Genomic DNA, 19,239 nt, shown 5'->3' with positions numbered 1-19,239 from the left:
TCGCGAGCAAGCCCGCTCCCACATTTGATTGCATTCCAACGGTGGAATTCGGTCGAATGTGGGAGCGGGCTTGCTCGCGAAGAGGTCCGGAAGGGCGCCGCCGGGTTAAACCTTGAACTGATTGATCAACCGCCGCTGCTGCTCCGCCAGCTTGGTCAGGTCCGCACTGGCTGCACTCGATTCATCCGCCCCACCCGCCACTTCATTGGCCACCTGCCCTATATTGATCACGTTACGGTTAATGTCCTCGGCCACCGCGCTCTGTTCCTCGGCGGCGCTGGCGATCTGGGTGTTCATGTCGTTGATCACCGACACCGCCTGGGTAATGGTCTCCAGCGCCTGAGCCGCCTTGGCCGCGTGTTGCACGCTTTCATCGGTACGGTTCTGGCTGTCTTCCATCACCCGCACCACGTCGCGGGTGCCTTGTTGCAGTTGCTGGATCATGGTCTGAATTTCTTCGGTAGCCTTCTGGGTCTTCTGCGCCAGGTTGCGCACCTCGTCGGCCACCACCGCAAACCCGCGCCCTTGCTCACCGGCCCGTGCTGCTTCGATTGCCGCGTTGAGCGCCAGCAGGTTGGTCTGCTCGGCAATCCCGCGAATCGCCGTAAGGATGGCGTTGATGTTTTCGCTGTCCTTGGCCAATGCCTGCACCACACCGACCGCCTTACCGATTTCCTCGGCGAGGGCGCCGATGGAGGTGGAGGTGTCGCGCACAATCTGCATGCCCTGGCTCGCCGCCTGGTCAGCGTGGCTCGCGGCTTGCGCGGCCTGGGTGGCGTTGCGGGCCACGTCCTGGGCCGTCGCGGTCATCTCGTGCACGGCGGTGGCCACTTGGTCGATCTCGACCATTTGCTTGTGCACACCCTGGTTGGTGCGAATCGCGATGTCGGCAGTGTGCTCCGACGAGTCGCTGACCTTCTGCACTGAACTCACCACCTGGGTGATCATCCCCTGCAACTTGGCGAGGAACGTGTTGAAGCCACTGGCAATCGCGCCCAGTTCGTCGGCGCGATCACTGGTCAGGCGCCGGGTCAGGTCGCCTTCGCCTTGGGCGATGTCATTGAGCATCGCCACCATTTGCTTGAGCGGCCGGGCAATGCCGTGGCCCACCAGCCAGATCACCAGCAAGCCGATGCCGGCGATCAGCAGCCCGGCCATGGCCATGCCGAAAATATCGGTTTTGCGCTGGGCGTCGAGGTCATGTTGCATGGCCTGCAAGTCGGCCATCACCGCGCTCAGGGGCAGTTGCAGCATCAGGGTCCAGCGGGCATCGGTCTGGCCGATGTTGAACGGCAGGAACAACTCTATATGCCCGTGTTGCTTGTCGACGTTGTAGCGCACTTCGCCGATTTTCAGCTGGCTGAGGTTCGCCAGTTCATTGCTTTCGAGCAGGTCGCTGGCTTTTTCGCCGAGTTTGCTGGCGTCTTGGGTGTAGGCCACCAGGCGACCGTTGCTGGAGATCAGCGCCAGTTCACCGGCGCCGTTGTACAAATTCTGATCAGCCTTGGTGAGCATGTCCTGGATGAAGTTCACCGACAGGTCGGCGCCGACAATGCCCTGGAAGGTGCCGTCGATCATGATTGGTTCGATAAACGAGGCGAGCATCACCATCGCGTTGCCCACTTTATAAGGGGCCGGGTCGATGGCGCAGGGCTTTTTGCTCTCCTTGGAGCACAGGTAGTACTCACTGGCGCGCACGCCGGTAGAGAGGATTTTCTGGTCGGCCACGTCGGCGAGTTTATCCAGGCCCAGGCTGCCGTCTTCATTGCGGAACCACCAGGGCAGGAAGCGGCCGTTGGTTTCGATGCCGACCACCGGGCTGTTCACGTAGGCGGCGTCGTTGTGGTCGATGGAGTTGGCTTCCCAGCCGATATAGGCGCCGACGATCTTCGGGTTGCGCACCACGGTTTCGTGGATCAGGTTGATCAGTTGCTCGCGGGAGATGGCCAGTTGTGGGCTGCCACTGGCGTCCTTCATGCCCATCAGGGCGTTGGTGGTGGCCAGGCCCTTGGCGGTCACCAGCGGCGCTTCCAGTTCACGCTGGATCAGCGTCGCCTGGGTTCGCGCCAGTGCGGTCAGGCGCTGTTCGATAATCTGTTCGAATTGCCCTTGGGTGCGTTCCTGCACCATCTCCTGGGTGCGGGCGCCGGCGAACAAGGCGTACAGCACCAGCACCGCTACCACGCTCAGCACAATGGCCCCGGCCAGTGCCGCGACAGAAAATTGAATCGACTTGAACTTCATGACGGCTCCGAGCGCAGGGTTGATTGGCTGCTTGTTTATATCGGCCACGAGCGGGGGAGACATGAGTGCCGTATCGGCGAATGTCGCAAATTGAATGGTCGCCAGCGGTTATGAATGTTTTGCGTCAGTGTGGGATATGTCTGAAATCAGGTGGCTACACGTCTGTTGTATCTGGCGTCGATACAATTGGCCGACTACGATACGCGCCATGTTTCCAGGGAGCAGGTTGATGAAAAAGACAGTAGCGGTATGTGCGTTGGGCGCGGCGGTATTGCTCGCGGGTTGTCAGTCGGTCAACACCACCAGCGGCGGCGCCGTGGGGGTTGAGCGCAAGCAGTACATGTTCAGCATGTTGTCGAGCCAGGAAGTCGACCAGATGTATGCGCAGTCGTACCAGCAGACCCTGGGTGAAGCCAGTGGCAAAGGGCTGGTGGACAAGACCAGTGCCAACGCCAAGCGCGTGCAGGCAATAGCCAACCGCTTGATCGCCCAGGCGCCCACTTTCCGCCCAGATGCGGCGCAGTGGAAGTGGGAAGTGAACCTGATCAAAAGTGACGAGATGAACGCCAACTGCGGGCCTGGCGGCAAGATCTTTGTCTACAGCGCGTTGATCGACAATCTCAAGCTGACCGACGACGAACTCGCCGCCGTGATGGGCCATGAAATTGCCCACGCCTTGCGTGAGCACGGTCGCGAAGCCATGTCCAAGGCTTACGGTATCGAAATGGCGAAGCAGGGAGCCGGTGCTTTGTTCGGCCTGGGTCAGGACAGCCTGGCGCTGGCCGATACCGTGGCCAACTACGGCATGACCTTGCCCAACAGCCGCAGCAATGAAAACGAAGCGGACCTGATTGGCCTGGAGTTGTCGGCGCGTGCCGGTTACAACCCGAACGCGGCGATTACCCTGTGGAACAAAATGGCCAAGGCCTCGGAAGGCTCGCCACCTGAGTTCATGAGCACTCACCCGGCCTCCGACAGCCGGATCGCCTCGTTGCAGGCGGCGATTCCGAAGGTGATGCCGTTGTATCAGCAGGCCAAAAAATCCTGAGAATGATCATTCCCACACCGTGTGTGGGAATGACCTGACTTACCTAGATCCAGCCACTGCTCTGCATGGCCTTGTACACCGCAACAATGGCCAGGATGAAAAACGCCGTAGCCGCCAGTCGACGAATCAGCGTCAGCGGCAATTTGTCCGCCGCGAAATTCCCCGCCAGCACCACCGGTACGTTGGCAATCAACATGCCCAGGGTCGTGCCGATAATCACCAGCCACAGTTCCGGGTATTGCGCCGCGAGCATCACGGTAGCGATCTGGGTCTTGTCGCCGATTTCCGCGAGGAAGAACGCGATCAGCGTGGTCAGGAATGGCCCGAACTTGCGGGACGTACTGGCTTCATCATCGTCGAGCTTGTCGGGCACCAGGGTCCAGAGCGCGGTGGCACAGAAGCTCGCCGCGAGGATCCAGTGCAACACCGCATCCGAGAAGAAACTCCCGAACCAGGCCCCCACGGCACCGGCGGCCGCATGGTTGGCCAGGGTCGCGGCGACGATGCCGGCGATGATCGGCCAGGGTTTGCGAAAGCGTGCAGCGAGAATGAGCGCGAGCAGTTGCGTCTTGTCGCCAATTTCGGCCAAGGCAACGATTGCGGTAGGGACAAGCAGGGAATCCAGCATCAGGTAAGTTCCAGGGGCGGGTCGACACGGCTATGACACGTACAGCCTTCCCGCCCCGGGTAAGGTGTTCGTGTCATAGGTCTTGTCAAACCCCGGTCCGTCTGTGCGGACTCCTGGGTCGCATACGCCATGGCCTGTTGACCAAGTATGTTGACGTATGCCGGACGAGCGTGGCGCTCGTGGGAGACTACTCCCCTAGGACGGAGCGGATTCTGCCTAGGCAAAATCCATTCGGCAAGCCTTCTTTTGGAAAAAGATTTCAGCCGCGCTTGGCACGGTAAATGCGAAAACCCTGGCCTTCTGCCTTGATTGCGCACACCCCAAGATGCTCTTCGATCAGCGGCTGATACTTCAGGAAGCTATTCGCTACCAGTCGAAGTTCGCCGCCTTTTGCCAGATGTTTGGCCGCTTTTCGCAGCAAGTTCTCGGTGGCGAAATAATCGGTGTGCACCCCGACATGGAACGGCGGGTTGCTCAAAATCGTGTTCAGATTCATCGGTGCTGCGTCGATGCCATCACCGGTCAACACCTCGGCTTCCAGGCCGTTGGCTGCCAAGGTGAGGCGACTGCTGGCGGCAGCAAAGGCATCCACGTCGAGCATCGTCACCGTGTTATGCGGATAGCGACGTTTGACTGCAGCCCCAAGCACGCCAGCCCCACAACCGAAATCCAGCAAGTGGCCGCTTGGCAACTTGTCCAGATGTTCCAGCAACAGCGCAGTGCCGCGGTCCAGGCGACCGTGACTGAATACGCCCGGCAGGCTCACCACCCTGAGCGGCCCTTCAGCCAGCGGCACCTCGAACACCTGTGCCAGGCTTTCCAGCTCAACCGGCTCGGGGGCATTGGCCACCGTGACCAGCCACAGTTGGCAGTGCCGCGCATTGTCGAGCTTGCGCGGTTTGCCGAACGGGTTCAGTTGCTTGGCCGCACTTTCGATACCGCCTTTCTTTTCCCCGACCAGGTACAACTCTTTGCCGGGCAAACGCGCCGCTACGGCATTGAGCAGGTAATCGGTGAGGTCCTTGGACTTGGGCAGGAACACCACCGCCGTGTCGAACGAACGCTCGGGCACGTTCACGCCGAACTGGCTGCGCTCGGCAAAACGCGCGTCCAGTGCGGCCTGGTCGCCGGCATGCCAGCTCCAGCCATGGGCATTGGGCAGGCGGCCCAGCAGGTCGTCGGCGGGCAAGCCCACCAGCAGCACGTCGCCTTGAAAAAGTTCGGCCTGGCGAAGCAGTACTTCACTGCGCGGATCCATGGTCTGCTCCTTGAAAAGGGGCGCAGTTTATCAACTGACGACGCGCAGCGGGGCGCCGCTGAAAAAGCCCTGAGTGTTTTCGATCAATTGGCCGACGATTCGCTGCCGGGCTTCTCGACTGCCCCAGGCGTTGTGCGGGGTGACGATCAAGCGCGGGATGTCGCCGGCCAGCAGCGGGTTGCCGTTGACCGGGGGTTCGACACTCAACACGTCAGTCGCCGCGCCGCCCAGATGACCGCTGCGCAGGGCATCGGCCAAGGCTTGTTCATTGATCAGGCCACCGCGGGCGGTGTTGACGATGAAGGCGCCAGGCTTGAGCAAGGCGAGTTCGCGGGCACCGATAAAGTCACGGGTGTGCTCGTTGAGCGGGCAGTGCAGGGTCAGCGCGTCGACCTGCGCCAGCAGTTCGTCCAGCGGCACGCGATCGGCACGAGCCGGACGGCCTGGAATCGCACCCAGGATCACGCGCATGCCAAAGGCTTCAGCCAGGCGCGCAACGGCGCCGCCCAACTCACCATGGCCCAGCAGGCCGAGGGTTTTGCCTTCCAGCTCGACGATCGGATGGTCCAGCAGGCAGAACTGCTTGGCTTTCTGCCAGAGCCCCGCCTGTACATCCCGCTGATAGTCGTTCAGGCGCGTCACAAGATTGAGCAGCAGCATGATCGTATGCTGCGCCACCGACGGCGTGCCGTAACCCTGGCAATTGCTTACGGTAACGCCGTGGGCGCGGGCGGCGACCAAGTCGACGTTGTTGGTGCCGGTGGCGGTCACCAGGATCAGCTTCAGCTCGGGGCAGGCCGCCAGGGTCTCGGCATTCAGCGCGATCTTGTTGCTGATGGCCACCTGCGCGCCTTGCAGGCGTTCGATAATGTTTTCGGGTGTGGTCTGCTGGTGCAGGCTCAGCTCGCTGAAGAGTGCCCGCAACCCGCTGAGGTCCAGGTCCCCGAGGTCCAGGGAAGGGTGATCAAGGAAGACGGCGCGGCGATTGTTCATTATCAACTGTACCTTTTGCGACGAGGTTCGAAGGCGTAATCTGCCGAGCCTATCAGATGAAATAATCAGTTACTTCCTGGAGTGTGCATGTACCTCACCGAGTTCTTGACCGTGGCACTGATTCACCTGTTGGCGGTGGCCAGCCCTGGCCCGGACTTCGCCGTGGTGGTACGTGAAAGCGTGACCCATGGCCGGCGTGCCGGAACCTGGACGGCGCTGGGCGTCGGGTCGGCGATTTTCCTGCACGTAGGGTATTCGCTGCTGGGCATCGGCTTGATCGTGTCCCAGTCCATTGTGCTGTTCAACGCATTGAAATGGGCGGCGGCGGCCTACCTGCTGTACATCGGCTTCAAGGCCCTGCGCGCCCAGCCGGCCAAGCCTGCCAGTGAAGAAGACCTGCACCTTGAAGTGGGCGAGCGCACCGCCCGTGGTGCGTTCACCTCCGGTTTCGTCACCAATGGCTTGAACCCCAAGGCCACGCTGTTCTTCCTGTCGCTGTTCACCGTGGTGATTAACCCCCACACGCCGCTGGCGATCCAGGCCGGTTACGGGGTTTACCTGGCTGTGGCCACCGCGATCTGGTTTTGCCTGGTGGCCATGCTGTTCAGCCAGCAGCGTGTGCGTGCCGGCTTTGCACGCATGGGGCATTGGTTTGATCGGACGATGGGCGCGGTGCTTATTGTGATTGGTGTGAAGCTGGCGTTTACCAGCATGAAATAAGCCCTCGGCGCATTTTATTTAGGGCATGACTGAGGTTCCTGCAAATGCAGCGGCGTTTTGATTGGGTAGTCGGGGCTGCCGTAGGCGTAGCAGGATGTGGTGACTTGAAGTTCGTCGCAAGGTAGGAAGTGGACGGTGATGCCGCAGGCTTTTTGGCCGTTGTAGTCAGGTACTGGAACCATTTTGCTGTGTTGACGCTTCTGCGAATTCACTTTTTCCTTCCAATCCAAATATTTGGGCCAATCAACGAAGCCAGGAAAATCATCCGAATAGGCAGAGCCAGTTTCCCAATCAACCCGCACCGTCATTCCTGGCTTCCACTTCGAGGGGGCGACATAACAACAACCTCCGCCGCCTCCCTGATACGGTCCAATAATGTCGATACCCGAGCGCCCATCAACACTGAAGTGGTTGATCGCCCAGTGCGTGTGGTTGATCGCCTCAAGCGTGCTGGCCTGTGCATTCGGAGTAACTATGACCCCAGCCAACCCACAGATCATGCCGATCAGTAAACGCCACGGCTGGGGCTTAGGCATGGATTTCGCGTCTTGTGTAGGCAGGTGGAAAACAGATTCAAACCGGCACATCGTTCGCCTCCCTGACCTTGTCGTAATAGGCCTGCCAAATCTCATCAATGGCTTTTTGAGCGTCGGCAAGGCGTTCGGCAGTCATCACGGGGCGCTGCGCCACAGCGCCAGCGTCAACGAACAGCGGCGCCTCAGCGCCCGCAACCATCACCCCATCTTCTTCGCGATACAGCGCGATATCTCTTCTGCGTGCATCGCCGAAGAACACCATGCGCAGCTTGAAATAACTGCCGAAGGGCTCACGTCCCGCCGCGTAAAGAAACCAGGCACGGGAGTCGTGAACATGATCATCGAACAGTGCGCGTAACAGCCCTTCGGGTTTGCTGGCGTTGCGGCTTTCCTCGACGTTCAGGCGTGTGCGTTCGTCAACGTAGTTGCGCTCATGCAGAGGCGGTGGAAATAGCTGGCTGACCTTCGCCATAGCACTCGCCTTCATCTGCTTGCGCTCGGCCAGCTCTATCTCGCGGACATGCGCGCCGGGAACAACGGCCATAAGACTTACGCGTACAGGGATCGAGTCAGCGAAGTGTTGGCCGGAAAAGCCTCGGCCAAACTCTTCAGCCGCTTCACGCAGCTGGGTTTGTGCCATGTCGGCGTCGAAGTCCTTGATGCCGGGTTCAAGCGGCTCCTTGGGGTCAAAACCGAAATGCTCACGGGCTTTTTGCTCTTTGCGGCGTTTTTCGACGACGGCCTGCTTTTTGTTGCGGTTGGCCTCGGCCAGGTTGCGGGCGGTTTTATCGGCCTCGGCATCACTGGCCTGACGGTAGAAGTCGGTTTGTTTCAACGTTGCAAAGGCATAGCGGTCGATGCGCCAGGCGGTGATCCAGGCCATTTGGCTGGCCAGCGCGTTTTCCAGGGTGTCGGTGGCTGGGATGGGCTGGTAGTGTTCGATTTGTTCGGGGGACAGCGGCAATCGCGCCGGGGCCAAATCCAAGGTCACCTGTCGCCAGGCGTTGAAGCGATTGACTAGAGTAGGGGCCACTTCAAATTCTTGCGCCAAATCATCAGTCATCGCCCTCCAAAGTTCTTTGCTTAACTCGACTGACAAAGTTCGCTTCGGCACTTTTAACGGGGCACCATGAGCAAAGGCATCGGCATACATATCGTGCAGGGCTATCTGAGAAAGCAACAGGCCATCGTTTTGCCCAGCGGCCTTCCCCTGATCCCCCGGCGGATATCCCCCACCCTGATCCGAGTGCATACCGGGATACAACACTTCAACGCTATTGTCCGGATAACCCCCATCCTCCCGCCGAATCGAATCCAGCGGGAAACACAAGCGTTGCTCGTGACTCGAAACGATATGCAGGCACCGCTTGACCAGGCTGCTGGTGGGCAACTCCTGAGTGCCATCCGCCCAACTCATGTGCCCATCCGCTCCAGGCACGGCATGGGCAAGGCCCACCGATGCCACGGTATCCAGCAGCCCCAGGTACTCGATACTGATCGGAAGCTTCAAGTCCCCCAGTGACAATGCCGGTTGCGACTCAGTAGGCGATGACAGCTCGTTCAACCAACTGACAAACGCCCGTGCCGCCGCCGCACCGCGGGAAAAGCCGTACACATATAGCCTGACCCCCAGCAACTTGGGCCAGCCGGGCGACGGTTGCGTCAGGGCGATACGCAATGGTTTGGCCAATGCGCCCAACTGTTTCTCATACTGATGACGACGGAAGCTGGCGCCAATTGAACCTTCAAACCCTGCCGGGGCGCCCATGGCCTCGACCGCCGCCCGCAAACTCGCGTTATCCAGCCGGGGCAACGCCAACGTTCGGCGCAAGGCGTCGATGATCATCATCAGGCCCCAATTGATCCGTTCTTCGCCGAACGCGGCGGTAGCCAGGCCGAGTTCGCTGTAGTTCAGGTCGCCGACTTCAGGAAACGGTGTGCCCACACCTGGCATGTAGTATTTGAAGTACTGACCGAAGCCAGCACCTTTAGCGTCCGTCAAACGCTGCGCCTGGCTGTTATGGGCAGTACCGCCGGCGTGCCCTTCGCCGATGCTCGCGCGAAACAATCGAGCGATATTCGTAGGGTGTTTGGGGTCGGATAAATACAGGTCGTTATTCAGGTTATTGCCCGTACCGTCGAAGAACAGGCTGATATGCAACGTCTTGCTGCAGGGCGCCAGGACGCGCCGGCCAGCAGCCACACACAGGGAGTCGTGATAATCCCGCTCTTGCTGAGACTGACGCCGGATATTTTGATGAACCTGGCCCGCTCGAGAGGGCAAGCGCCCCTGCTCCGGAAACTGCGGCGGGTAACAGAAAGAGGCTTGATTCACTTCGGGCATGACTGAGGCTCCGGCAAGTGCAGAGGCGTTTTGATTGGGTATTCGGGGCTGCCGTAGGCGTAGCAGGAAGTGGTGACCTGAAGCTCGTCGCAGGGCAAAAAGTGCACGGTGATACCACAGACTTTTTGACCGGCGTAATCCGGTATGCCGACTACCTTTGAGTGTTGGCGCTTTTGGGTCTCAACCTTGGCAACCCAGGCATAGTATTTTTCTCGATCAGCAAAACCTGGAAAGCCCTCGGAGTAAGCAGAACCAGTTTCCCAATCAACCCTCACCGTCATTCCAGGCTTCCACCTCGAAGGCGCGGCATAACAACACCCTCCGCCGCCCCCCTGATTAGGCCCGATAATGTCGATACCGGAACGCCCATCCACACTGAAATGGTTGATCGCCCAATGGGTATGATTGATACCTTCGATCGTGCCTGCATGGGCACTTGGAGCAACCAAGGCACCCACCAAACCGAAGAGCATGGCGACTACGGGGAGTTCCGGAAGCGCAAACACCTGGCTCATGGCTGGATAGATGCGACTCTTGCTGATGTGGTGCCCTATCAGGTTGATGAAAGGGAACGATGAAGGATTGAGGGGCATACCTTTTTATCCCTGACTTTGCGAAAGCCCAGAGAGTAAAGAGTTGATATCCACGCCGAATGTCAGAAGGTTCGCCTTTAAGCGAGGGCAGTTTCTTGTTCTTAATTGCTCGGGCTACCAGCGAATGCTGGCGCAAAGCTAGCATTCATTGGCCTCTGCAAATCATTCCTTTGGCTGATTTGGCTGAAACATAAGCGCTCTACAGTGCAGATGTTTCAGCCAAGACCGTGCAGTCAGATAAGGGATTCGTATGTTGCAGACTCGTGTTATCCCGCCCGCCGAAGGCGCCTACCAATACCCGCTGTTGATCAAACGCCTGTTGATGTCCGGGACACGCTACGAGAAGACCCGGGAAATCGTCTACCGCGACCAGTTGCGTTATACCTATCCGACCCTGATCGAGCGCGTCGCCCGCCTGGCCAATGTGCTGACCGAGGCCGGGGTCAAGGCCGGTGACACCGTGGCCGTGATGGACTGGGACAGCCACCGCTACCTGGAATGCATGTTTGCCATTCCGATGATTGGCGCAGTCATCCACACCATCAACGTGCGCCTGTCGCCGGAACAGATTCTGTACACCATGAACCACGCCGAGGACCGCTTTGTGCTGGTCAACAGCGAGTTCGTGGGGCTCTACCAGGCCATCGCCGGGCACCTCACCACCGTCGACAAAACCCTGCTGCTCACCGACGGCGCGGACAAAACCGCCGAGCTGCCGAACCTGGTAGGTGAGTACGAAACATTGCTGGCGGCCGCCAGCCCGCGGTACGACTTCCAGGATTTCGACGAAAACTCCGTCGCCACCACCTTCTACACCACCGGCACCACGGGCAATCCCAAAGGCGTGTATTTCACCCACCGCCAACTGGTGCTGCACACCATGGGTGTGGCGACCATCATGGGCAGCGTCGACAGCGTGCGCCTGCTGGGCACCAACGATGTCTACATGCCGATCACGCCGATGTTCCATGTGCACGCCTGGGGCTTGCCCTATGTGGCGACCATGCTCGGCCTGAAGCAGGTTTATCCTGGCCGCTACGACCCCGAATACCTGGTGGAGCTGTGGCGCAAAGAGAAGGTCACGTTCTCCCATTGCGTGCCGACCATCCTGCAAATGGTGCTCAACGCCAAGGCTGGCCAGGGCGTGGATTTCGGCGGGTGGAAAATCGTCATCGGCGGCAGCGCCCTCAATCGTTCGCTGTATGAAGCGTCCAAGGTCCGCGGGATCCAACTGACAGCGGCGTACGGCATGTCCGAGACCGGGCCGCTGGTGTCCTGCGCCCACCTCAATGAAGAATTGATGGCCGGCACCGAAGACGAACGCACCACCTATCGCATCAAGGCCGGCGTGCCCGGGCCTTTGGTGGAAGCGGCGATCATCGATGGCGACGGCAACTTCCTGCCCGCCGACGGCGAATCCCAAGGCGAATTGGTACTGCGCGCGCCGTGGCTCAGCGAAGGCTACTTCAACGAGCCGGAAAAGGGCGCGGAGCTTTGGGCCGGCGGTTGGATGCACACCGGTGATGTGGCCACCCTCGACGCGTTTGGCGTGATCGATATTCGCGACCGCATCAAGGATGTGATCAAGACCGGCGGCGAGTGGATCTCGTCCCTGGCGCTGGAAGACCTGGTCAGTCGTCACCCGGCGGTACGCGAAGTAGCGGTGGTGGGGATTGCCGACCCGCAGTGGGGCGAGCGCCCGTTTGCGTTGCTGGTGGTGCGTGATGGCCATGTGATAGGGGCCAAGGAGCTCAAGGAACATCTCAAGCCATTTGTGGAATTGGGCCACTTGAGCAAGTGGGCGATTCCAAGCCAGATCGCCGTTGTTACGGAAATTCCCAAGACCAGCGTCGGCAAGCTCGACAAAAAACGTATCCGTATCGACATCATCGAATGGCAAGCCAACAACAGCACCTTCCTCTCTACCCTCTGACGCTGCTTGCCGTGCCCTCGCGGGCACGGCGGCGCTCTATTCCGAGCCTTCACTTGTGATTTGCCAATTTTCAGCCATCCTTCCCTCGCTGACCTTCGTCAGCATGGCGAAAAGGACTGTGGCAGACGGGTTGGTGATGCAAATCACACTTTAGAGGGATCAAGCGGTACCCCCTGCTGGCTATAGTTCATCCCAGAGTTTTTCAAGGTGCGGTGCTGTGAGCCCGGCGGGTTCATGTGTTCGCCCGGCATTGGAATCGTTGTATTCCGGCCGTTACAAGCTCTTGGAAACGACTCACTGCCATAACAATAATGCACATGGAGTAGCGTCGATGATCTCAGCAAACCAGTTCTGGCGCCGGGCAAAACTGCCTTTGGCCGTCAGCCTCGCCTCTACGCTCGCCGGGCCTGCATTCGGCGTCAGTTTCAACATCGGTGAAATCGAAGGCAGCTTTGATTCGTCCCTTTCGGTCGGGGCCAGTTGGTCGACGGCGGGTCGCAACAAAGACCTGATCGGTGCCAACAACGGCGGCAGGGGGTTGTCGCAAACCTCTGATGACGGTCACCTGAACTTCGACAAAGGTGATTCCTTCTCGAAGATCTTCAAGGGTATCCATGACCTTGAGTTGAAATACGGCGACACCGGCGTGTTTGTCCGGGGCAAGTACTGGTATGACTTCGCGCTGCAAAACGAAGACTTGGACTTCAAGAATGTCAGCAACAACAACCGCAAAGAGGGCGCCAAGTCTTCTGGCGGGCAGATTCTCGATGCGTTCATCTATCACAACTACACCATTGCCGATCTGCCAGGTAACGTGCGGTTCGGCAAGCAGGTGGTGAGCTGGGGTGAAAGTACGTTCATCGGTGGGGGCATCAACTCCATCAACCCGATCGACGTGTCCGCGTTCCGGCGTCCCGGGGCCGAGATCAAGGAAGGCCTGATCCCGGTCAACATGTTCTATGTGTCGCAGACGCTGACCGATAACTTGTCGGCAGAAGCGTTCTATCAGTTGGAATGGGACCAGACGGTGACCGACAACTGTGGCACGTTCTTCTCGCAGCCGGATGTGGTTTCCGACGGTTGCAGCAACAACCTGCGGGTGCTGAACAAACGCTCGACCATTCCAGGCGCCGCACTGCCTACCCTCAACGCCCTGGGCGTGGATGTGAACAACGAAGGTGTGCTGGTGCGCCGTGGGCCGGACCGTGACGCCCGCGACAGCGGCCAGTTCGGCGTGGCGATGCACTACAACTTCGAGCCGCTGGATACCGAGTTCGGCGCCTACTTCATGAACTACCACAGCCGTGCGCCGATCTTCAGCGCCCAAGGTGCGCCAGCATCGGCCTATACCCGGCCTCTGGGGCCACTGGGTGCGCTGCGGCCGCTGATTGTTGCGGGCAGTTCCAACTACTTCATCGAGTACCCTGAAGACATCCGCCTGTACGGCTTGAGCTTCTCTACCACGCTGCCTACCGGTACCGCCTGGAGCGGTGAGTTGAGCTATCGTCCAAACGCGCCGGTCCAGCTCAGCACCACCGACATTCTCTATGCGGGTGTCACGCCGATCCCGGGCTTCGGGAATGCCTCGGTGCTCAAGGGCAGCCCCGGTCAGGACTTGCATGGCTATAACCGCAAGGAAGTTACGCAGTTCCAGACCACCTTTACGCACTTCTTTGACCAGGTCATGGGCGCCAGCCGTTTGACCACGGTCGGTGAAATTGGCGTGACCCACGTCGGTGGCCTGGAAAGCAAATCCGAGGCGCGTTATGGCCGTGATCCGGTGTTCGGTCCTGGCACGCTGCCAGGCGGCTTCTGTAACGCCCTTAACAACTCGACGGCCAACGGCGCCGGTCTGCCGAATGCCGCTGGCCTGAACACCAACTGCAACAACGATGGCTACACCACGGCCACCTCCTGGGGCTACCGCGCCCGTGCTATCTGGGAATACCCGGATGTCTTCGCCGGTGTGAACCTCAAGCCCAACGTGGCGTGGTCCCATGACGTCAAAGGCTACTCGCCAGGTCCTGGCGGCAACTTCGAAGAGGGTCGCAAGGCCGTCAGCCTGGGTGTCGATGCCGAGTACCAGAACACCTACACCGTCAGCATCAACTACACCAACTTCTTTGGCGGCAAATTCACCACGGTGGATGACCGTGACTTCATCGCCTTGAGCGCTGGCGTGAACTTCTAAGCACACTCTCTTTAAGCAGTATGTTTTCAGGAAGAACCAGAACATGAAAATAACTAAAAATCTGTTGCAGGTGGGTGTGCTGGGGCTGTCGATCATGGCGGGTAGCGTCATGGCCGCTGTCTCGGCCGATGAAGCCGCCAAGCTCGGCACGACCCTGACCCCGATGGGTGCTGAAATGGCCGGCAACGCGGCCGGCACCATCCCTAAATGGTCGCCACTGCCAACCAATGCCGGCGCCGTGGATGCCCGTGGCTTCCTGGCCAACCCGTACGCCAGCGAACAACCGCAATTCACCATCACCGCGCAGAACGTCGAGCAGTACAAGGACAAGCTGGCGCCGGGGCAGTACGCGATGTTCAAGCGCTACCCGGACACCTTCAAGATGCCGGTCTACCCGACCCATCGCGGCGCCACGGTGCCGGCTGATGTGTTCGCCGCCATCAAGAAAAACGCCACCAGCACCAACCTGGTGTCTGGCGGCAACGGCCTGGAAAACTTCGAAACCGCCGTACCGTTCCCGATTCCGAAAAGCGGCGTGGAAGTCATCTGGAACCACATCACCCGCTATCGTGGTGGCAGCGTGACCCGCCTGGTGACCCAGGCTACGCCGCAAACCAACGGCTCGTTCAGCCTGGTGTACTTCCGCGACCAGTTCGTGTTCCGCGACAAGATGAAGGACTACGACCCGAAAAACCCGGGCAACATCCTGTTCTACTTCAAGCAGCAAGTGACCGCGCCGGCACGTCTGGCCGGTGGTGTGCTGCTGGTGCACGAAACCCTCGACCAGGTGAAGGAACCGCGTTCGGCGTGGGTCTACAACGCCGGCCAGCGCCGTGTGCGCCGGGCACCGCAAGTGTCGTATGACGGTCCGGGTACCGCCGCCGACGGCCTGCGTACTTCCGACAACCTCGACATGTTCAACGGTGCGCCAGACCGCTACGACTGGAAACTGGAAGGCAAGAAAGAGCTCTACATCGCCGAAAACAGCTACAAACTCGACGATCCGAAGCTCAAGTATGTGGACATCATCAAGGCCGGCCACATCAACCAGGACCTGGCGCGCTACGAGCTGCGTCGTGTGTGGCATGTGGTTGCAACCCTGAAGGAAGGCCAGCGCCACATCTACGCCAAGCGTGACTTCTTCATCGACGAAGACACCTGGCAAGCTGCGGTGATCGACCACTACGACGGTCGTGGCCAACTGTGGCGCGTGGCTGAAGCCCATGCCGAGAACTACTACGACAAGCAAGTGCCGTGGTACGCCCTCGAAACCCTCTACGACCTGCAGTCCGGCCGCTACCTGGCACTGGGCATGAAGAACGAAGAGAAGCAGGCCTATGACTTCGGTTTCACCGCCACCACCAGCGACTTCACCCCGGCGGCCCTGCGCCAGGATGGTGTTCGCTAACCTGCTGTAACAGAGGCCGCATCCTCGAAAGACGCCCCGACTGGTTCGGGGCCTTTTTTTTGCGGGACCACTGTGGCGAGGGAGCAAGCTCCCTCGCCACAGAGTGTCGGTGGTTTCAGAAAAAGTCCGGATATTTTTTGTTGTAGTCTTTTTCAGACAATTGTTGCAAAGATCTACAAAGCTGCCGCTTTTACCGCTAGTCTGCGGACATCTGCAATGCCGACAACCGCCTTCTACAAGAGCCCGGCGATGACTGATCTGTCCCGAATTCAAGGGCCTGCCAGCGCGGTCATTCCGACCCTGGAAGGGCGCTTCTATCGACCCCCACTGCCTGACGGCTACGTGTTGCGACCGCGCCTGTGCGAACGGCTGAGTGAAGGTTTGGCCGGGCGTCTGTTGCTGGTCAGCGCACCGGCCGGCTTCGGCAAGAGTTCGCTGGCGGTGGAGTTCTGCCAGAGCTTGCCAGCCCACTGGCAAAGCCTGTGGTTGGGGCTCAGCCCCCGAGATAACGACCCGGGGCGTTTCCTTGAACGTCTGCTCGATGGCCTGCAGCAATACTTCCCTCAGTTGGGCGCCCAGTCCCTGGGATTGCTGAAAATGCGCCAGCGCCATCAACCCTTTGCGTTTGAAGAGTGGCTCGACGGCCTGCTGGATGAACTGACGGTGCACCTGTCGACCCAGGCGCCGCTGTTGCTGGTGCTGGATGACTACCATTTGGCCCAGGGCCCGGTACTCGACCGCTGCCTGCAATTTTTCCTCAACCATCTGCCCGACGGCCTGTTGGTGCTGGTCACCAGCCGTCAGCGCCCCGACTGGCACCTGGCGCGCTTGCGCCTGTCCCGGCATTTGCTGGAGCTGAACGAGCAGGACCTGCGCCTGACTCACGCCGAATCCCTGGCCCTGCTGGATCGCCACAGCAGTTCATTGCGCGGCGAAGCCCTGGATAGCCTGATCCGACGCAGTGAAGGCTGGGTGGCCGGCCTGCGTTTCTGGCTGCTGGCGGCCTCCGAAGCTGGCAGCGAAGGCGCCTTGCCCCAAGGCCTGCACGGCGGGGAAGGGCTGATCCGCGATTACCTGCTTGAAGAAGTCATCGACTGCCTGCCAGCGGAAGTCCAGGCGTTCCTCTACGACACCGCGTCCCAGGAGCGGTTTTGCAGCGAACTGTGCGACGCCGTGCGCGAAGCCCACGACAGCACCGAAATCCTGCGCTACCTGCAAGCCCACCAGGTATTCCTGGTGCCGCTGGACGAACAAGGCCACTGGTACCGTTATCACCATCTGTTTTCCGACCTGCTGCGCACCCGGCGCGCGAGTAATGCCGTGTTGCCGGCTGCCAGCCTGCACCTGCGGGCCTGTCGCTGGTTCAATGCCCAGGGCTTGATCGATGAGGCGGTGGAGCAGGCGTTGCGGGCCGGTCACCTGGATGTGGCGGCAAACCTGGTGCAGAACCTCTCCGAAGAGCAACTGCTGGCGGAGCAAAACGTCGGCATGTTGCTGCGCTGGAAAATGGACTTGCCCGACAGTCTGTTGATGAGCACGCCCCGTCTGATCGTGCTCTACAGCTGGGCGTTGGGGTTGGCCTGCCAACTGGACGCGGCGCAAGAGTTGGCCAGCCATCTCAGCCGCTTTCTGCCGGCGCCGTCAGCCACCGCGCAAAAGTCGATGTTGGCCCAATGGCTGGCCCTCAGCGGGATCATTGCCCGGGGGCGTGGCGATCGCGAGTTGACCCAGTTGTATTGCAGCGAGGCCCTGGAAAGCCTGCCGCACAAACGCTATGGCCAGCGGTTGATGTGCCTGTCGACCCTGTCCAACCTGGCCATCGTCGACGCCGACCTGTGGCGCGCCCGTGGCTTGAACCGAGAGTCCCTGGAGCTGGCGCAGCGCGTCGGCAATCCGTTGTTCGAGGCATTGGCCCATTACGACCGGGCGCGGGTGCTACAAGCCCGTGGCGAGATCCTGCGTTCCCTGGATGAAGTGCGTCAGGGCCTGCAACGCTTGCAGGGCCTCGCGCCGCAACGGCTGTATGCGGTGCGTGCTCGCTTGGCACTGTACGAAGGCTACCTGCTGCTGGTGCGTTGCCAGCCTGAAGCCGGGCTGGCTCGCCTGCGTGCCGGTCTGGCCGAGGCGCGGGCCTGCCGGGATATCAGCGTGCTGATCGGCCATTGCGTGATCGCCAGCTTCGAAGGTCGCCGTGGCGACTTTCCCATGGCCTTTGCCGAACTGGCCGAGGCCGAGCGCTTGATGCACATCTGGGACGTGCCGCCGATTTTCTACCTGGCGATGATCACCCTGGTCAAATGCGAACTCTGGCTGGCCCAGGGTCGCACCGACCTGGCCGACGCCTGGCTGACAAGGCTGGGGCAAACGTACAACGGTGAACAGGCCGCGGCCGCGCCGGAGTTTCATCCGCACCTGCCGCAACATATCGAGCTGCAACAGGCAGCGCTCGACGCCATCCGGCATCAGCCGGCGGCCTCCCTGCAACGGCTCGACGAACTGGCGCACCAGGCCCATAACAGCGGCCGGCAGATGATCAGCCTGATGGCGCTGACCCAGCAGGCGCAGTTGCTGTTGGACGGTGGTCAGGAAGCGCTGGCCCGCCCCGTGTTTGCCCGCGCGCTTGCAGCGGCTGCCGGTGGCGCGATGCAACCCTTTCAGCGCTTGCTGGAGCGCTATCCCGACTGGACGCGGGAGCAGCTTTTGCGGGATCCCCATGGTCAGATGAACCAGAGCCTGCTGGCACGCTTGCCGGATGTTGCGGTGGTTGAAACCCCACACACCCTTGAAACCCTAAGCTCCCGCGAACTGGCGGTGCTGCACCTGATCGCCCAGGGTTGCTCGAACCAGGAGATCAGCAATCAGCTGTTTATCTCCCTGCACACCGTGAAAACCCACGCCAGCCATATCAACAGCAAGCTCGGTGTGGAGCGGCGCACGCAGGCGGTAGCGCGGGCGCAGGAGATGGGGTTGTTGGGGTAGGCACCTCGATCAATGAGACCGGAAGCCCCAAACGATTTCCACCACGCGCTCTGCTACCAGCACATAGACCAGGATCAGCAGTAGCTGAAGCACCAAGTGATAACGAAGCTTGGCCAGCCTGCGGATTCCGTCGCTGACATTCAGCACCATCAGCAAGGTGGAAACCACGATCAAGCCCCACCCGGCCACGCTTGACGCCAGGACGCCGAGGAACAGCTCATGCTTTCCGGACAGCGCATTGGTACCCGCGGCAAACAGCAGCGCGCATACCAGCAGGTTCTTCACATTGTCGAAGACCTGGGTGCTGAAATCATTTTCCAGCAGTTGCAAATACCATTTCCAGAATGTGCGCATGGCTCAATCC

General features: G+C 60.2%; 14 protein-coding genes, 1 pseudogene and 1 riboswitch. Of the genes and pseudogenes, 6 read left to right on the top strand and 9 right to left on the bottom strand.

Features of this window, described 5'->3' with window-relative positions; translation table 11 throughout:
- Window positions 1–105: 105 nt before the first annotated feature.
- Together ACA046_RS27515 and ACA046_RS27510 are read right to left on the bottom strand one after the other, a co-directional pair.
- The gene (locus ACA046_RS27515) at window positions 106–849 is read right to left on the bottom strand and encodes a methyl-accepting chemotaxis protein (protein ID WP_375378945.1); all 744 of its coding nucleotides are present in this window, start codon (window positions 847–849) and stop codon (window positions 106–108) included.
- Window positions 850–963: 114 nt separating this feature from the next.
- Window positions 964–1,158: pseudogene (locus tag ACA046_RS27510) on the bottom strand (HAMP domain-containing protein); the annotation flags it as partial.
- A gap of 1,315 nt (window positions 1,159–2,473) precedes the next feature.
- Between ACA046_RS27510 and ACA046_RS27505 the strand changes: the two are divergent.
- The gene (locus ACA046_RS27505; RefSeq protein WP_076014407.1) at window positions 2,474–3,292 is read left to right on the top strand and encodes a M48 family metallopeptidase; all 819 of its coding nucleotides are present in this window, start codon (window positions 2,474–2,476) and stop codon (window positions 3,290–3,292) included.
- Between the two features lie 43 nt (window positions 3,293–3,335).
- Here the strand turns inward: ACA046_RS27505 and ACA046_RS27500 are convergent, their stop codons facing one another.
- The 3 genes from ACA046_RS27500 to ACA046_RS27490 all read right to left on the bottom strand — a co-directional run bounded on the left by ACA046_RS27500 (window position 3,336) and on the right by ACA046_RS27490 (window position 6,174).
- The gene (locus ACA046_RS27500; RefSeq protein WP_003216166.1) at window positions 3,336–3,920 is read right to left on the bottom strand and encodes a TMEM165/GDT1 family protein; all 585 of its coding nucleotides are present in this window, start codon (window positions 3,918–3,920) and stop codon (window positions 3,336–3,338) included.
- 87 nt (window positions 3,921–4,007) lie between these two features.
- Window positions 4,008–4,129: riboswitch (yybP-ykoY riboswitch) on the bottom strand.
- 50 nt (window positions 4,130–4,179) lie between these two features.
- Window positions 4,180–5,178 carry a methyltransferase gene (locus tag ACA046_RS27495; RefSeq protein ID WP_497675346.1) on the bottom strand — a complete coding sequence of 333 codons (999 nt, stop codon included), beginning with the start codon at window positions 5,176–5,178 and terminating at the stop codon, window positions 4,180–4,182.
- A 30-nt stretch (window positions 5,179–5,208) separates the two neighbouring features.
- Complete coding sequence (locus tag ACA046_RS27490) at window positions 5,209–6,174, bottom strand: 2-hydroxyacid dehydrogenase (protein WP_497677145.1); 966 nt, start codon at window positions 6,172–6,174, stop codon at window positions 5,209–5,211.
- A gap of 84 nt (window positions 6,175–6,258) precedes the next feature.
- Between ACA046_RS27490 and ACA046_RS27485 the strand changes: the two genes are divergently transcribed.
- Entirely contained in the window at window positions 6,259–6,891 is a 633-nt protein-coding gene (locus ACA046_RS27485; RefSeq protein ID WP_459023748.1) for a LysE family translocator, read from the top strand.
- Between the two features lie 14 nt (window positions 6,892–6,905).
- Here ACA046_RS27485 and tli1a (ACA046_RS27480) read toward each other — a convergent pair whose 3' ends face one another.
- The 3 genes from tli1a (ACA046_RS27480) to tli1a (ACA046_RS27470) form a co-directional block, all read right to left on the bottom strand.
- A complete protein-coding gene (gene tli1a, locus ACA046_RS27480) occupies window positions 6,906–7,391 on the bottom strand; it encodes a Tli1a family immunity protein (protein ID WP_497677144.1) in 486 nt (161 codons plus the stop codon).
- Window positions 7,392–7,464: 73 nt separating this feature from the next.
- On the bottom strand, window positions 7,465–9,771 hold the full coding sequence (locus ACA046_RS27475; protein ID WP_497675345.1) for a T6SS phospholipase effector Tle1-like catalytic domain-containing protein: 2,307 nt from the start codon (window positions 9,769–9,771) through the stop codon (window positions 7,465–7,467).
- Window positions 9,759–10,244, bottom strand: a complete 486-nt coding sequence (tli1a, locus tag ACA046_RS27470; protein WP_459029429.1) for a Tli1a family immunity protein — start codon at window positions 10,242–10,244, stop codon at window positions 9,759–9,761. Before tli1a (ACA046_RS27470) ends, ACA046_RS27475 begins: the two co-directional genes overlap by 13 nt.
- 370 nt (window positions 10,245–10,614) lie before the next feature.
- Here tli1a (ACA046_RS27470) and ACA046_RS27465 point away from each other — a divergent pair, with 370 nt between their 5' ends.
- The 4 genes from ACA046_RS27465 to ACA046_RS27450 all read left to right on the top strand — a co-directional run bounded on the left by ACA046_RS27465 (window position 10,615) and on the right by ACA046_RS27450 (window position 18,875).
- On the top strand, window positions 10,615–12,297 hold the full coding sequence (locus ACA046_RS27465) for a fatty acid--CoA ligase (protein WP_459023745.1): 1,683 nt from the start codon (window positions 10,615–10,617) through the stop codon (window positions 12,295–12,297).
- A gap of 331 nt (window positions 12,298–12,628) precedes the next feature.
- On the top strand, window positions 12,629–14,488 hold the full coding sequence (locus ACA046_RS27460) for a DUF1302 domain-containing protein (protein WP_497675344.1): 1,860 nt from the start codon (window positions 12,629–12,631) through the stop codon (window positions 14,486–14,488).
- Between the two features lie 43 nt (window positions 14,489–14,531).
- Entirely contained in the window at window positions 14,532–15,896 is a 1,365-nt protein-coding gene (locus ACA046_RS27455; RefSeq protein ID WP_008434250.1) for a DUF1329 domain-containing protein, read from the top strand.
- Between the two features lie 249 nt (window positions 15,897–16,145).
- Window positions 16,146–18,875 carry a winged helix-turn-helix domain-containing protein gene (locus ACA046_RS27450; RefSeq protein WP_459029427.1) on the top strand — a complete coding sequence of 910 codons (2,730 nt, stop codon included), beginning with the start codon at window positions 16,146–16,148 and terminating at the stop codon, window positions 18,873–18,875.
- A gap of 9 nt (window positions 18,876–18,884) precedes the next feature.
- Here the strand turns inward: ACA046_RS27450 and ACA046_RS27445 are convergent, their stop codons facing one another.
- Window positions 18,885–19,229 (bottom strand): hypothetical protein, encoded by a 345-nt coding sequence (locus ACA046_RS27445; RefSeq protein ID WP_076014401.1) that lies wholly within the window; start codon window positions 19,227–19,229, stop codon window positions 18,885–18,887.
- Between the last annotated feature and the right edge of the window lie 10 nt (window positions 19,230–19,239).

Source organism: Pseudomonas sp. LBUM1641 (assembly GCF_059716235.1).
This window is presented reverse-complemented; position numbering and strand designations above follow the sequence as displayed.

What these genes read in the sequence shown, in the direction of transcription:
- tli1a (WP_459029429.1), bottom strand. Translation starts at nt 10,244, where the DNA reads ATGCTCTTCGGTTTGGTGGGTGCCTTGGTTGCTCCAAGTGCCCATGCA.
- ACA046_RS27485 (WP_459023748.1), top strand. Translation starts at nt 6,259, where the DNA reads ATGTACCTCACCGAGTTCTTGACCGTGGCACTGATTCACCTGTTGGCG.
- ACA046_RS27445 (WP_076014401.1), bottom strand. Translation starts at nt 19,229, where the DNA reads ATGCGCACATTCTGGAAATGGTATTTGCAACTGCTGGAAAATGATTTC.
- ACA046_RS27495 (WP_497675346.1), bottom strand. Translation starts at nt 5,178, where the DNA reads ATGGATCCGCGCAGTGAAGTACTGCTTCGCCAGGCCGAACTTTTTCAA.
- ACA046_RS27505 (WP_076014407.1), top strand. Translation starts at nt 2,474, where the DNA reads ATGAAAAAGACAGTAGCGGTATGTGCGTTGGGCGCGGCGGTATTGCTC.
- ACA046_RS27465 (WP_459023745.1), top strand. Translation starts at nt 10,615, where the DNA reads ATGTTGCAGACTCGTGTTATCCCGCCCGCCGAAGGCGCCTACCAATAC.
- ACA046_RS27475 (WP_497675345.1), bottom strand. Translation starts at nt 9,771, where the DNA reads ATGCCCGAAGTGAATCAAGCCTCTTTCTGTTACCCGCCGCAGTTTCCG.
- ACA046_RS27450 (WP_459029427.1), top strand. Translation starts at nt 16,146, where the DNA reads ATGACTGATCTGTCCCGAATTCAAGGGCCTGCCAGCGCGGTCATTCCG.
- ACA046_RS27455 (WP_008434250.1), top strand. Translation starts at nt 14,532, where the DNA reads ATGAAAATAACTAAAAATCTGTTGCAGGTGGGTGTGCTGGGGCTGTCG.
- ACA046_RS27515 (WP_375378945.1), bottom strand. Translation starts at nt 849, where the DNA reads ATGGTCGAGATCGACCAAGTGGCCACCGCCGTGCACGAGATGACCGCG.
- tli1a (WP_497677144.1), bottom strand. Translation starts at nt 7,391, where the DNA reads ATGATCTGTGGGTTGGCTGGGGTCATAGTTACTCCGAATGCACAGGCC.
- ACA046_RS27500 (WP_003216166.1), bottom strand. Translation starts at nt 3,920, where the DNA reads ATGCTGGATTCCCTGCTTGTCCCTACCGCAATCGTTGCCTTGGCCGAA.
- ACA046_RS27460 (WP_497675344.1), top strand. Translation starts at nt 12,629, where the DNA reads ATGATCTCAGCAAACCAGTTCTGGCGCCGGGCAAAACTGCCTTTGGCC.